This is a genomic window from Gemmatimonadota bacterium (genome assembly GCA_009838845.1).
GTDB lineage: Bacteria > Latescibacterota > UBA2968 > UBA2968 > UBA2968 > VXRD01.
The window spans coordinates 29,625-43,834 of the sequence record VXRD01000062.1 but is presented as its reverse complement, the minus strand read 5'-3'; the positions used below and the strand labels follow the sequence as shown (position 1 = coordinate 43,834).

General features: G+C 49.8%; 9 protein-coding genes. 4 read left to right on the top strand and 5 right to left on the bottom strand.

Translation table 11 applies throughout. The annotated features are described in order from the left end of the window. Positions 1–361: 361 nt before the first annotated feature. From F4Y39_08855 to F4Y39_08845, 3 genes are all read right to left on the bottom strand, one after another. The gene (locus F4Y39_08855) at positions 362–1,561 is read right to left on the bottom strand and encodes a hypothetical protein (GenBank protein MYC13820.1); all 1,200 of its coding nucleotides are present in this window, start codon (positions 1,559–1,561) and stop codon (positions 362–364) included. 184 nt (positions 1,562–1,745) lie between these two features. Next, a complete protein-coding gene (locus tag F4Y39_08850) occupies positions 1,746–3,920 on the bottom strand; it encodes an ATP-dependent RecD-like DNA helicase (protein ID MYC13819.1) in 2,175 nt (724 codons plus the stop codon). Between the two features lie 127 nt (positions 3,921–4,047). Beyond that, positions 4,048–6,516, bottom strand: coding sequence for an FtsX-like permease family protein (locus F4Y39_08845; protein ID MYC13818.1), 2,469 nt, complete (start codon positions 6,514–6,516; stop codon positions 4,048–4,050). Between the two features lie 487 nt (positions 6,517–7,003). Between F4Y39_08845 and F4Y39_08840 the strand changes: the two genes are divergently transcribed. After that, complete coding sequence (locus tag F4Y39_08840) at positions 7,004–7,624, top strand: arylesterase (protein ID MYC13817.1); 621 nt, start codon at positions 7,004–7,006, stop codon at positions 7,622–7,624. A 5-nt stretch (positions 7,625–7,629) separates the two neighbouring features. On the opposite strand, the gene F4Y39_08835 is transcribed toward F4Y39_08840, so the two are convergent. Both F4Y39_08835 and F4Y39_08830 read right to left on the bottom strand, forming a co-directional pair. After that, positions 7,630–10,191 carry an FtsX-like permease family protein gene (locus tag F4Y39_08835; GenBank protein ID MYC13816.1) on the bottom strand — a complete coding sequence of 854 codons (2,562 nt, stop codon included), beginning with the start codon at positions 10,189–10,191 and terminating at the stop codon, positions 7,630–7,632. Between the two features lie 47 nt (positions 10,192–10,238). Continuing rightward, complete coding sequence (locus tag F4Y39_08830) at positions 10,239–10,928, bottom strand: ABC transporter ATP-binding protein (GenBank protein MYC13815.1); 690 nt, start codon at positions 10,926–10,928, stop codon at positions 10,239–10,241. On the opposite strand from F4Y39_08830, the gene F4Y39_08825 reads away from it, so the two are divergent. The 3 genes from F4Y39_08825 to F4Y39_08815 all read left to right on the top strand — a co-directional run bounded on the left by F4Y39_08825 (position 10,863) and on the right by F4Y39_08815 (position 14,207). Beyond that, positions 10,863–12,212 (top strand): CinA family nicotinamide mononucleotide deamidase-related protein, encoded by a 1,350-nt coding sequence (locus F4Y39_08825; GenBank protein MYC13814.1) that lies wholly within the window; start codon positions 10,863–10,865, stop codon positions 12,210–12,212. The two genes, F4Y39_08830 and F4Y39_08825, sit on opposite strands and share 66 nt — an antisense overlap. Positions 12,213–12,240: 28 nt before the next feature. Continuing rightward, positions 12,241–13,284, top strand: a complete 1,044-nt coding sequence (locus F4Y39_08820; GenBank protein MYC13813.1) for a phosphoribosylformylglycinamidine cyclo-ligase — start codon at positions 12,241–12,243, stop codon at positions 13,282–13,284. A gap of 74 nt (positions 13,285–13,358) precedes the next feature. Further along, positions 13,359–14,207 (top strand): TauD/TfdA family dioxygenase, encoded by an 849-nt coding sequence (locus F4Y39_08815; protein MYC13812.1) that lies wholly within the window; start codon positions 13,359–13,361, stop codon positions 14,205–14,207. The last annotated feature ends 3 nt before the right edge of the window (positions 14,208–14,210 follow it).

Sequence of the window (14,210 nt, the reverse complement as noted above, 5' to 3'; positions counted from 1 at the left end):
TTGGCATCAGGGTCATGGGATGGCACGGTTCTGCTGTGGGATATGTCGCCGTATGGCACAGTTCAACCGCAAACTCCCAATCCCGACTTTGATAGCGATGGGACTGTTGGTTTTGGCGATTTTTTGCAGTTTGTAGCACTATTTGGATTAAGTCGTGGCGATGCGGGATATGATGCGCGGTACGATCTGGACGGAGATGGCACCATTGGATTTTCTGATTTTCTGATCTTTGCCAGTGCCTTTGGGGAAAACTAAATAATCAGGTAAAATGTGGAGATCACAAATTTGCTGAGATTTGAAAAGCCGATCTGTTTTCAGGTCGGCTTTTTTATTTCAGAGTCTTTCTCAAGTTCTCTAAAAATTAAAATGAGACATTGCTCATCACATACGCCCAGTGCATGTTCTCATTCAATCGGCCCAGCGCCTTGATGGCATCTCGCGCCAGGGCAATTGTATAACCGGTCATAAAGGTTACATTTTCGCTGTATTGATATGATAGTGTTAAATCGAGTTCATCTGCCAGATGACCCGATTCCATATTGCCTTTTTGGGCGAGGAAGAACACATGTCCGTCCGCTGCCAAGCGCAACTGCTCTGCCTCATCCAGCGGTACGGATACTTTTATCGCAAAGTCCTGAAGGCCGAGATTTTGAGTGTGGACGGGAATATTGAGAAATAAATCGGCAAATCCGTAGTATTTGTGATTGGTTGCAAAGAGCGTATCAAATGATTTCCATTTGCTGTCTTTCTCATTGCCATCGCCAGATAAATAATCATACCACAGGGTCAGGCTACCTTTGCCCAGTGTTGTGCCCAGTCTGCCGCCAAACATAAATGCCGAGCCATTTGGCCCACGCCGTTCGCCTGTTTGGAAAGAGCCTTCGGCGCGGTAGGTCCAGTTTGCCTTTTCGCCGTAAATGCGCGCGCCGAGTGTCCATAGCCGCGTATTATCACTTCTATTGAAGCCTTTGGGGGATACGTGGTGGTAGATGCCGTAAAAATCCGCGGATGTGCTCGTTCTGGTTACAGTAGCATACAAAGCGGCCAGATAGGCATTGCCGTTTATATCTTTGGCGGTGGTATCGGATAGGCGAACGCCAACGCCTTGAACTGTGCCCCATTGGGGTCTGGCGGTTGCGATAATACCGTCGAAGGCACGCCCTTGTTGTGCCCATTCGACTGCGCCGATTATCCGCTGTCCGCCGAGTCCTATCGCCTGTCGTCCAATGCGGAGAGATAGGGCCGATCCGCCCATATCTTTGATATCCATATACGCCTGGTGAAAGTCGAAATTGTCGGCATTATAATCGGTGAAGGTGTTGCTTTCTTCGCCCCACAACCGCACATCCTGTAACTGGATAAAAACATTCACATCTTGATCTAAATTCGCTGTGATATTCAGTCGAGTACGCATAGATGTGAATACGTCGTGCCCATTGCCAACGGGATCTCGAAATTCCGTGCGAGGCCGAACTTGCCCTCCAAACTCGATATCTGTGGCTTCAACACCACTTGCTATAACGACAATTATCGCTATACCAACCAACCATCTCGACAGCATATTAGCCTCCTGGATACAAATCTTTCAACCGGAGATCACCTAAGTATAATATACGATAAAAATTTAGACAATAAACGAGTATCGACATAGATATAGGACAATCATACCCATCGTAGGGGCGGTGCCCCTGTGCCCGCCCGTCATCATAGCGGCGGTGTCCGTAACCTAAAAAAACATCCGCTTATCACAGCAAAGTTCCCTGAACAGGTTCTTCGACGAGTCCAGCTCGAATGCGCTGCGATAGGGTCGTGTGTCGCTCTGCAACCCGATTGTTGCGAACAGCCATCCCCAGAGCCTGTTTTGTTCCTGCGAGTACGACCAGTTCTCGCGCCCGAGTAATGGCTGTGTACAACAAGTTGCGCTGTAACATCATATAGTGTTGCGTGGTCAAGGGCATTACCACGGCGCGAAATTCTGCACCCTGGCTCTTGTGTACACTCATGGCATAGGCCAGCACCAACTCGTCTAATTCCGAAAACTCGTATTCTAAGACGCGGTCCTGAAATCGCACGCGCAATATATCATCCTCTATTCCCTGGACGCGCCCAATATCACCGTTAAAAACATCGCGGTCGTAGTTATTTCGCACCTGCATCACTTTGTCGCCCACTCGAAAGCGGATACCGCCCCGCGTCATCTCCTGTCCTTTGGGATTTAACTCGTCTTGCAAGACCTGGTTGAGATTATTCGCGCCGGTTTCCCCTCGATACATCGGCACGAGTACCTGGATATCTTCAATACTGTCCAAACGATATGTGCGCGGTAAGCGTGCAGCACACAATCCACAAACCATCTCTACGACCTGATCGGGTTCCGAGACTTCGAGAAAAAAGAAATCCGCATCGCGATCATTCTGTAAGTATGGCATTTCGCCGCGATTGATCGCGTGGGCATTGGTAATGATGCGGCTCGTTTGTGCCTGCCGAAAGATCTCGTTGAGTTCCACGACTTCGACAATGCCAGATGCAATGACATCCTTCAACACATTTCCTGCGCCGACCGATGGCAACTGATCGACGTCGCCTACCAGGACCACCGAAGCGCTGATTGGAACAGCGCGCAATAGACTGTTCATCAGAACCGTATCGACCATGGATATTTCATCGACAATCAGGGCTTCGATCTCCAGGGGGTTCTCAAAATTTTTCTCAAACGCCATTTCAGATGGGCTAAATTTTAGCAATCTGTGGATGGTTTTGGCCTCATGCCCGGTCGCCTCAGACATCCGCTTGGCCGCGCGTCCCGTTGGCGCTGCCAGTGCGATTTTTTTGTTTCGCGTCTCTAAAAGTGCGATGAGTCCCTTAATGGTCGTTGTTTTACCCGTTCCCGGCCCCCCCGTCAACACCAGCAAATTGTGCGACAATGCCTTTTCCAATGCCAATTTTTGACGGGGCGCGAATGTGACCCCGTCGCGCTGTTCTATGGCTCTGATCTCCGCTGGGATATTGCCCAGTTCAATGCGTTGTACCTGGGATAATTGATAGCACCGCGTTGCCGCGCCCTGTTCGGCATAGTACAAATGTGGCAAATACACCCGCTTGTCATCAACGATTATCAATTCTTCGGAGAGTAATTGCGCTACGCATGGTGGGATTGCATCAACAGGGACATCGAGTGCTTCGGCACACGATTCAATGAGCGCGTCTTCGGGCAAGAAAACATGCCCTTCTTTGTCTGCAGCTTCATTGAGTACATGCAAAAGACCGGCCTGGATGCGCCGGTCTGAATGCGCGGGTATGCCCATTTTTTGCGCGATGCGGTCTGCCGTCAAAAAGCCAATGCCCCAAACATCTACAGATAGGCGATAGGGATTTTCCCGAATCAATTCAACGGCTTCATGCCCGTACTTTTTCCATATTTTTGCGGCGTATCCCGTGCCCACTTCGTGCGATTGCAAGAATAGCATTACATTGTGAATTTCGCGCTGGTCTTCCCAGACTTCGATAATCCACTTTGCGCGTTTGGCTCCCAATCCTTCGACTTCGACCAGTCGTTTGGGATCTCTTTCGATGACATCGAGAGCTTCTTTTCCAAAGTGATCCACAATCCGCTTTGCCGTGACTGGCCCAATGCCTTTGATCAATCCCGAACCCAAATACCGCCGCATTCCCTCTACTGTAGATGGATGCACGGTCTGGTAGGATTCAATTTTGAATTGTGCCCCATATTGCTTATGGGTTGTCCATTCGCCTTCCAAAACCACGGTCTCACCCGGGTTGATAGACAGCATTTCGCCCACAATGGTCGCCGGACGGTTGTTGTATGCGGCCAATCCCTCTACCTGCAAACGGGCAACCGTGTATCCATTCTCTTCGTTTTGAAATGTAATGCGATCCACAATTCCGCGAAGCTGAGCCATATAAAACCTCGGCGAACATGTTCTCCCATCACACAATCGGAGTGGTAGAGGAATTATACGACACTTGCCGCGGTTTTACAAGTTGCTCTCGATATGGCGTTTACTCTCACCATTTTTGCTGAGTCATTTACTCATCTCTCAAAGTATCCACGGGATTAGATACAGCAACTCGTATGGCTTGATAACTCACAGTGCATAAAGCAATCATCAGCATAAGAACGCCACTCAACAAAAAAACACCTATTCCAAAATCAATCCGATAAGCAAAATTCTCAAGCCAGCGTTGTGCGGCATAATAAGCGACAGGCCAGACAATCAGATTGGCGATGAGGATCAGTTTTACAAAATCCTTTGAAAGCAACAGAACAATATTCAATACTGTTGCGCCCAAAACTTTCCGAATACCGACCTCTTTGGTGCGCTGTTCAGCAGTATAAGCAGATAGGGCGAACAAACCGAGGCAAGCAATAAAAATGGCCAGGATAGTAAAAGCATGAAGTACCTGTCCAAGACGCACTTCCTTTTGATACATCGTATTCAGTTGGTCGTCCATGAACCAGAACGTGAAAGGTCGGTTGGGGACAAAACGCTGCCAGGTCTTATCCAGGAATTCAATCGTTTTTAAAATATTTTTTGATTGAATTTTGAGTGCGAGATAAGAATAAAAACCCGTTCGCATATAAATGCCCATAGGACCGATTGTTTCTCGCAAGGATTGATGATGATAATTTTTAATTACCCCAATTACACGCCCTTTGCGAGGCAAAAACACGACTTCTATTTGTTTGTCAAGCGATTTCTTCCAGCCCAAATATTTCACTGCCGACTCGTTGAGAAGAATTGCTTCGGTAAAATCGCTGCTCATTTCCGTAGAGAAGTTACGACCAGAAAGAAGTTCGATTTCAAATGTGTCGAGATAATCCTCATCGGCTTGCTGAAACGCCATGTGAATTTCCCGATCTTGAATGCCTTCTGCACGAATCAAACGCAGACGGTTGGTGCCCATACCAAAAGGAAAATTATAAGCGGTCGCCTTGAGCACGTTGGGGTGTTCCAAAAAGACTTGTTTGACCACGTTATAACGCGAAGCCAAACGCTCATTGGGGTCTGTCCTGGCCCCCCGATGCGTAATGAAGATGGGCAAAACCACAATGTGTTCTTTGTTGAATCCCAGCTTTTTTGTCTTTATATACACGAGTTGGCGCGATACCATTATTGTGGCAACAATCAGCAAAATGGAAATCGCAAACTGGATAACAACGAGGCCCTTACGCAATGATGTTTCTCGACCTCTCATCTTTCCGGTGCCTTTGAGCACCTCAATAGGATGAAATTTCGACAGAAACAGTGCAGGATAACTTCCCGACAAAAGACCGACAAACAGGGTGACCGCTATTAGCCCCAATAAGAGCGTCCAATCGTTGAGGATATTCAGATTCAGGTCGCGATTTAGAAAGGTGTTGAGAAAAGGAAGAGCGGCTTTGCCTATCATAACGGCCAAGGGCAGGGCAAAAAACGCGATGAGAATAGATTCGTTCAGAAATTGATGGATCAACTGCTGCCTATGTGCGCCCACAACCTTTCGCATGCCGACTTCTCGAGAGCGATTCGTTGAACGGGCTGTGGAAAGGCTCATGAAGTTGATGCACGCAATCGCCAACACGGCAACTCCCGCACAGGCAAACATGTAAACCTGTCGAATATCTCCCTGTATGCCATGGCCCCGGTTGACAATCGCTTGTCGAATATTCTCTTCTGTTTCAATAGCATAATCGACATTTGAATAAAGATGTACACGATTCAGGGATTGCAAGTGATAGGTTGTGGTCGCGCGAACTTGAGGACCTATGTAGCGGTTGATCAAATCGGGCAGTTTGCGTTCCAAGTCGGCAGATTTTGCGTTTGGATGCAACAAGATATATGTGACAAACATACGGTTTTGCACATCTTCCCATCTTGTCCATTTGTCTTGAATATAGGAGTCACCAACAGTTGAATGTAGAAAGTCGATTTGCAAACTCGTATTGGTAGGCAAATCGCGCAAGATGCCCGTCACTTTGAATTCGCCATGCCAGAACCGCCCATCAACCGTGAGAATTTTACCCATGGGGTTTTCATCGCCGAAATATTTTCGAGCTATCTTCTCAGTCAAAACAATGGTATATGGCTCTTGAAGCGCGGTTTGAGGGTTGCCCTTTAGAAAGGGAATTTGAAAAATGTCAAAGAAAGACGCATCAACGAGATCGAACTTCTGCTGGAAAAATTTATCTTTGTACCTCAACATAATCTCGTGACGCCCCATGCGCGTCGCTCGCTGAACTTCTGGGAAATCGCGCATCAGCGCATCGGCCAGCGCGCCGGAGGTATTTGCCTCGTAGTGTGCCTGGTCTGCACCGGTTGAACGCGTTTCCCGAATAACCCGATAAATGCGATCCGAATTTGGATAAAAGCGATCGTAACTCAATTCGTGCTGGACAAAACACAGCATCAGAATAAAACTGGCCATGCCAATCGCCAATCCAGAGACGTTCATAAGCGTATAAATTTTGTACTTGAACAGATGTCGAATGGCGACGGTCATATAATTTTTTAGCATAGGTTTTTATTTCTTTTTTTTCAAATGTCTCAAATTCGCGGAACACACAAACTATAAAATCTGTATATTATTGAAACACAACATTTAACGGCTACGTCACAACGGAAAAGAGGTTGGCCCAAAAGCATTGACACACCACATGTACCTGTCGGTGTGATCTGGGGTCCTCGCGCCGTCCCGCCAAGAACTCGCGCGAGGGCCTTTCTTTTTGGTACACGAAATGGTTGCCTTCGGGCCAACCGCGTCACAAATTGAAATTTTCCTGAAAAACAAAAAGCACCTACCCGTCCCTTCACCAAATCGCGAAATTTGACGCAAGGAACAAGCAGGTGCCTCGTGGACTGGTATGGCAACGCTGCTGAAACGCTGGGCGTTCCGAAAATATTGTTTTTTTTACAGGCCAGTCGGCAAAAAATATAGCCAATCTTATATTTGGGGTCAAGGGAGAAAATGGATTGGGGCTCATAGATATGAATGAGGATAAAAAATGAAGCGGTTTCTCATCGTTGTTTTACTCGGATTGATATGGACAGCTCATGCTGAAGAGGATCGCAAGACGGTTTTGTTTTTGGGAGATAGCCTGACTGCGGGTTATGGTCTGGATAAAACGCAGGCTTTTCCCGCGCTGATTCAGGCAAAGATTGATTCGCTCGGGTGGGCGTTTGATGTGATCAATGGCGGACTGAGTGGCGAAACATCGGCGGGAGGGTTGCGGCGGGTCAACTGGTTGTTGCGGCGAAAAATCGATGTGCTGGTGCTGGCATTGGGGGGCAACGATGGCTTGCGGGGGATTCCCACGACTGAAATGCAGCAAAATTTGCAGGGGATTATAGATCGCGCAAAAGAGAAGTATCCAGATATTCAAATCATACTTATGGGTATTGAAGCACCACCAAATTTGGGAGATATATATACGACGGCTTTCCGCGCAGTGTTCCCTGCTCTATCTGAAAAGAATCGCGTGCCTTTGATACCCTTTTTGTTAGAAGGTGTCGGTGGGATTCCTGAACTGAATCTGCCAGACCGCATTCATCCCAATGCTGCGGGACATCGGATTATAGCGGAAACCGTGTGGCGCGTGCTTAAACCGGTTCTGGAAAAGAAGTGAGAAACTCACACTTCGCTTCGCAAAATTTCGAGTGGAGGGCGGTCGGCTATGCCGCGGCTGTTGAGCATGCCGACAAAGATGGTGAGCGCGGTGACGAGGATAAAGACGCCGGCAATGGCCGCAGTGGGCAGGGCAAAGTGAATGTCAAAAATAAAGATGGTGACAGCCCAGGCACCGCCAATAGAGAGTATGAGTCCAGTCAGGGTAGCGAGTGCGCCCAGGAAAGTGTATTCCAGCAAGAGTATGCGGCGAATCTGTTTTTGAGATGCCCCCAAAGTGCGCAGCAAAACGGCTTCACGAATGCGTTGATAGCGGCTGGTGGTGACTGCGGCAGTTAGCACAATGAGTCCGGTAATCACGCTAAAGAGTGCCATGAAGCGCACGACAAAGGCGATTTGTGAGAGTACATCGTCAACGGTTTTGAGAATGAGGCCGAGGTCCACAGCCGAGACATTGGGGTATTGTTGAACCAGCGTGCGTTGCAACACAGCGGATTGTTCCGTTGTGTTGATGCGCGTGGTCAAGACGTGAAACTGGGGAGCGGTTTCGAGCACGCCCTTGGGAAAGACGATAAAAAAGTTTGGCTGAATGCGCTGCCAGTCAACCACTCGCAGGCTTTGTACTGTGGTTTGAACGGACACACCCTGGATGTCGAAGGTCAGGGTATCGCCGAGCGAGACGCGAAGCGAGCGGGCAATGTCGCGCTCAAATGAAACGGGGATGGGTTCTTCTGTACGTTCTGCATCGATCCAGGTGCCACCTACAAGACGTTCTGAATCGAAGAGGTGATTTCGATAGGTCGAGCGGTATTCGCGTTGAATTGCCCAGCGCCGCACATCGTGTATTCTGCCGTAGGAACGCGCATCTTGACCTTTGATGCTCTTCAGGCGCATGGTGACGATGGGAGCATGGTGGATGACGGGTAGGCTCTGTTTGCGAAGCAACGCGCTTACACCTTCAATCTGATCAGTTTGCACATCGACGAGAACAAAATTGGGACGGTTGTCGCTCCCTGCGATGGCAATTTGAGCGAGCAGGGCATGTTGCACAATATAGAGCGTGGTGATGAGAAAGGTGCCCAGGCCCAGTGCGAGCATGAGAATTACGGTCTGATTGTGTGGGCGATAGAGATTGGCCAGGCCCTGTCGCCATACGTATTGCCAGGTTGTGGGAAAGAAGCGGCGAACGGTTTTGATAATGAGCCACGATGCGCCTATGAGCAGTCCAAAGGCAATGCCAAATCCGATGGCAATACCAATTCCCATGAGGATACTGCTGGTTTGCAAAATGCCCAATCCCGCGACAATGAGACAGATCCCGCCGATGGTCATCATTTGCAGAGGATCTATTTTGGATCGCACATTTTCAAAAGATGCCCGCAAGGTGTGCAGGGGCGATGTTCGACGTATCGGCAACAGGGGGAGCAGGGCGAAGAGCAGCGACAGACTCAGGCCAATGCCGGTGCCCTGAATGATCGCCCAATAGGAAAATTGAATATCGAGTTCAATGGGCAGGATTTGTGCGAGAACACCGGGCAGGAGATACTGAATGCCCACACCGAGGAGAGAACCGCACCCCGTGCCAATAAGACCCAGGGCGATGGCCTGGATGGCGTAAATGCAGAGGATCTGATTCGATTGCGCGCCCATGCAGCGCAGGATGGCGACGGTTGTTATTTTTTGGCGTGTATAAACGTGAATGGCACTGGCAACGCCGATACATCCGAGCAAGAGGGCGGCAAAGGCGACAAGACTGAGGAAGATATAGAGATTATCCAATATGCGATTGAGGCGTCTTTGACGGCTGGCAACGGTTTCGGTCCGCAAATTTTGATCCCCGCGATAGGGGCGAAGTTCGCGCTGGATGGATCCGATTCTCGCGCTGCTATCAAACTTAAAATAAGCCACATAAGACGCCAGGCTGCCAAATTTGATGAGGCCCGTTTTATCGAGATGCGATAAGGGGATGTACACACGAGGTGCCACTGTGGCAAAGGCCATGGCCTCGCCCGATATTTTTGTGATGCGTCCGCCTATGACAAAGGTGTGGTTGCCAATTCGCACGGAATCGCCGACCTGAACGCCAAATTGGACGAGCAAGCCATCGTCGAGGAGTGCGTGATGGGTATGCTGAAAGGTCTTCGACGCTTGTAGTGGATTGGTTTCAAATGTGCCGTAATAGGGAAAGTCGCCTTGTAGCGCGCGCACCTGTACCAGGCGGGTTCCGCCGTTTTTGGGAAAGAAGACCATTGAGGCAAAGCGCACTTCTCGGGATTGTTCCCCACCCCATGAGTTGAATAGGGAGTCAACCGCAGGCGCAAAAGCGCGCTGGCTGCTGACGCGTAAATCAGCACCTAAAAGTGTGCGCGCTTCATTTTCGACAACGCGTTGCAGGTTATCGCCCAGAGCACGAACGGCCACGAGGCCACCCACGCCGAGCAATATGCATGAAATAAAGAGCAACAAGCGGCGACGATACGTGCGGCTATCGCGCCAGGCCATGCGCCAGGTCCAGGCGTTGAATAGTGGGCTGGAGGTCTGATTTTTAACGCTGGTGATTCGATCCATAGTAAAAATTAAAATTTAGGAATGGGGAAGGGTATCCTGTTCATCCTTTAATCCTGCACATCCTGATCCACTTTGCCTCCTTGCAGGCGGATGATGCGCTGTGTGCGTGCGGCGAGGTCGTGATCGTGCGTGACGAGGATGAGGGTTGTGCCCGCTTCTCGGTTGAGGTCAAAGAGCAGATTGGCGATGGTATGACTGCTGTCGGCGTCGAGGTTGCCCGTAGGCTCGTCGGCAAATAAGATGTGCGGTTGGTTGATAAAGGCGCGTGCAATGCCCACGCGCTGTTGTTCACCCCCCGAAAGCTGAGCGGGATAATGCGTCAAGCGGTCGCCCAATCCCACGCGGTTGAGCAATTCTCTCGCTTCGCCGAACACACCGTTTTTACCGCGTAGCTCGAGAGGAATCGCAACATTTTCAATGGCGGTGAGGGTGGGGATGAGTTGAAAGCTCTGAAAGACAAAGCCCACATATTCATTTCGCACGGCTGCGCGTTGATCTTCGTCGAGGCTGTCGAGGGCCATGTTGTGAAGGGTGACTGTGCCCGATGATGGACGATCAAGTCCAGCACATAATCCGAGTAGCGTGGTTTTTCCACTGCCCGAAGGCCCTACTATCGCACAGGTTTGGCCTTTGGGGATGGTGAATGTGACGTTGTCCAAAACGGTGAGTGGATGCCCCCCACTCGTGTAGGTGCGGGTGAGGTTTTGAACTGCGAGTGCTGCGTTTGGATGGCTCAACTGATTACCCCTTGCGTCTCTGGTTGTAATTCTTACCTTTGTGAGACCTCAAAACATAACATAGAGTTCCATTATGTGCAAAAAATGAGTGGAGGAGACATGCAAGCTGAGATTGTGATGATTGGAACGGAGTTGTTGTTGGGTGAAATTGTAGATACCAATGCCACGATGTTTGCCAAAGCGCTACGCGATATTGGAATGGATTTGTTGTATAAAACGACTGTGGGGGACAATGAAGATCGGATTGCCGGCGTTTTGGATGTCGCGCTGGATCGGTCAGATGTAATTCTGACATCGGGAGGTATTGGTCCTACGGTGGATGATATGACGCGGCAATGTGTGGCGCGTGCAACGGGACGCAAGCTTGTTTACAGCAAGATATTGGAAAATCAGATTGCATCGCGGTTTCGCAATTTTGGCCGTGAGATGGCAGATAATAACAAGCGACAGGCGTATATTCCCGAAGGCGCTATACCACTGGAGAATCCCATGGGCACGGCGCCTTGTTTTTTGAGTGAAGATGTTAAAGGGCGCGGCTGTGTGATTTCGCTTCCAGGTGTGCCGAGGGAATTGGATTATATGTTGCACAAGGTCGTGATTCCAATTTTGATTGACCGCATGGGCGGGAGCAAAATTACAAAGGTACGTGTGTTGCGAACCTGTGCGGTGGGCGAGAGCAATATTGATCGCACAATTGGGGATCTGATGACTGAGAGCAATCCAACGGTGGGATTGGCGGCGCATGCTGGGCAGACTGATGTGCGCGTGGCGGCGAAAGCGGATACAGAGGAAGATGCCGATGCGTTGATTGCGCCGATGGAAGCGGAACTCAGGAAGCGGTTGGGGGTTGCGATTTACGGTACGGGGAAAGAGACAGTGGCCGAGGTTGTGGGCGATTTGTTGCGGGAAAAAGGGTTGAAGATTGGGGTGGTGGATACGCTGACAGATGGCCAGGTCGTGCGGGAGTTCAAAGAGAATGGCGCAGGTGATGTGGTGGCCGCGCAAAGAGATGCTAATATGGATGGACAGGATGACCCTCGCGCTTTGACCGAAGCGATGGCTCAGGAGGTTGCGCCCGAGGATGGTGTGGGGCTGGCGATAGTTGGTCCTTATGAAGGTGGCGCAACGTTTATGGCTGTTTATGGCTCTGATCCACAAGCGCGAACGTGTATTGCAAGTCGCCGCTTTCAGGATTCGGATCATATCCGCCGATGGTTGGTGATTCAGGGTTTGGATCTGGTGCGCCGGGCGGTGTTGGGCAAGTTGGCTTCGCCAGCAGATTAAATGAAATAGAATAAATAGGAGGAACGCAGTGCCGGATAACGAGTCTTTGTCTTATTCTAAGAGTGGCGTCAATATTGATGAAACTGATGCTGTTAAAAGAGATATGGCTTCAGATATCGGGCGTGGCGATTCGAGAGTGCTCAATAAATTGGGGGCTTTTGGTAGTCTGGTTGATGGCCGTTTTGAGGGATATGATCACCCCATTCTCGTGCTGAAAACCGAGGAGCCTGGTTCAAAGCAAAAGTTGGCGTTTGAACACGGAAGTGTCACGTCTATTGCTTATGATCTGGTCAATCATTTGATCAACGATATTATTGTTATGGGTGCCGATCCTTTTTATGTGCAAGATTGTATTGTCTGCGGCAAACTCGATCCCCCCGTTGTCAAAGCACTCGTTGGTGGGATTGCCGATGCTTGTGAGGCACAGGGATGTGCATTGACAGGTGGAGAAACATCTGTTCAACCAGGGGTTGTCGAAGATGGGGTGTATATTTTAAGTGCTTCGGCTATTGGAGTTGTCGATAGGGACAGTATTATTGATGGCGCTGCGATTGAGGAGGGAGACGCGGTTCTCGCGCTTGCATCCAATGGACTGCATACCAATGGTTATACGCTTGTCAGGGCGTTGTTAAAGAATAAGCCGGAGTTGAAAGATCGAGATATTCAGGGGGAGTCCTTTCTCGATATGATTTTGCGCCCGCACCAGTGTTATTATCAGCCTCTAAAGGGGCTGTTTAAGGACGAGGGGTTGAAGGGGATGGCACATATTACCGGTGGCGGTATCCAGGATAATCTATCTCGCATTCTTCCCGAAACCTGTCGGGCTGTGATTGATCTCTCGTCACTTCAAATTCTCCCCATCTTCAAAACGATTCGCGCCGAGGGTCTGGTTCCAGAAGACGATATGCTACGGACTTTTAATATGGGTGTGGGGATGACACTTGTGTGTGCCCAGAATTCTGTGGCGAGGATTAACGCACACCTGCAAAGCGCGGGATGCCATGTGTATCCAATCGGGCGCATTGTCAAAGGCGAGGAAGGCGTTGTATTCACGGGAAAAGTTCGGTGGTGAAGGGATAGGATATGAGATCTAAAACTTTAGAACGAGCGGTTCCCTTTGCGTGGGATAATTGAGAAAGGACATACATGGACACACCATATCGCACCATCGATGTGAAGCCCCTATCTGGGGCACTTGGCGCTGAAATTGAAGGCGTTGACGTTGCGTCGGGGATCAGTGAAGAACAATTTGCTGAAATTCATCGGGCTTTTGCGGATTTCAGCGTGGTTCTCTTTCGCAATCAGTCCCTCACGCAGGAACAACACATCGCATTTGCCCGACGCTGGGGGGGTATCAATGTCAACCGATTTTTTACGGGCGTAGCGGAAAATCCCATCATCGCCGAAGTGCGAAAAGAACCCGACCAGGAAACCAATATTGGGCGCAACTGGCACACCGATCATTCTTACGATACCATTCCCGCACTCGGCTCGATTCTCTACGCACGCGAAGTTCCCGAGTTTGGTGGTGATACGATGTTTGCCAGTATGTACAGGGCTTACGAAACTCTCTCGCCGGGGTTGCGGAAAACGCTCGAAAACTTAAATGCCCTGCACTCCAGCCGACATGTTTTTGGAGTAATGAACGGCAGAAAGCCCGATCAGAGCGGTCGCATTGGCAATCCCGAACTCGCCACGCAGGATGCTGTTCATCCCCTGATCATAAGGCATCCCATTACAGGTCGCAAAGCTCTTTACGTAAATCCCGTGTTCACGGTTCAAATTGAGGGATGGAAAAAAGAAGAATCCCAACCTCTGCTTCAGTATTTGTACCAGCACGGTTCCCAACCGGATTTTACATGCCGCATTCGCTGGGAAAGAGATACTCTCGCTATTTGGGATAACCGCGCGACCTGGCATTGCGCTCTCAATGATTACCAGGGACAGCGACGCCTCATGCACCGCATCACGGTTGAGGGTGTGCCGTTAAATTAGGAG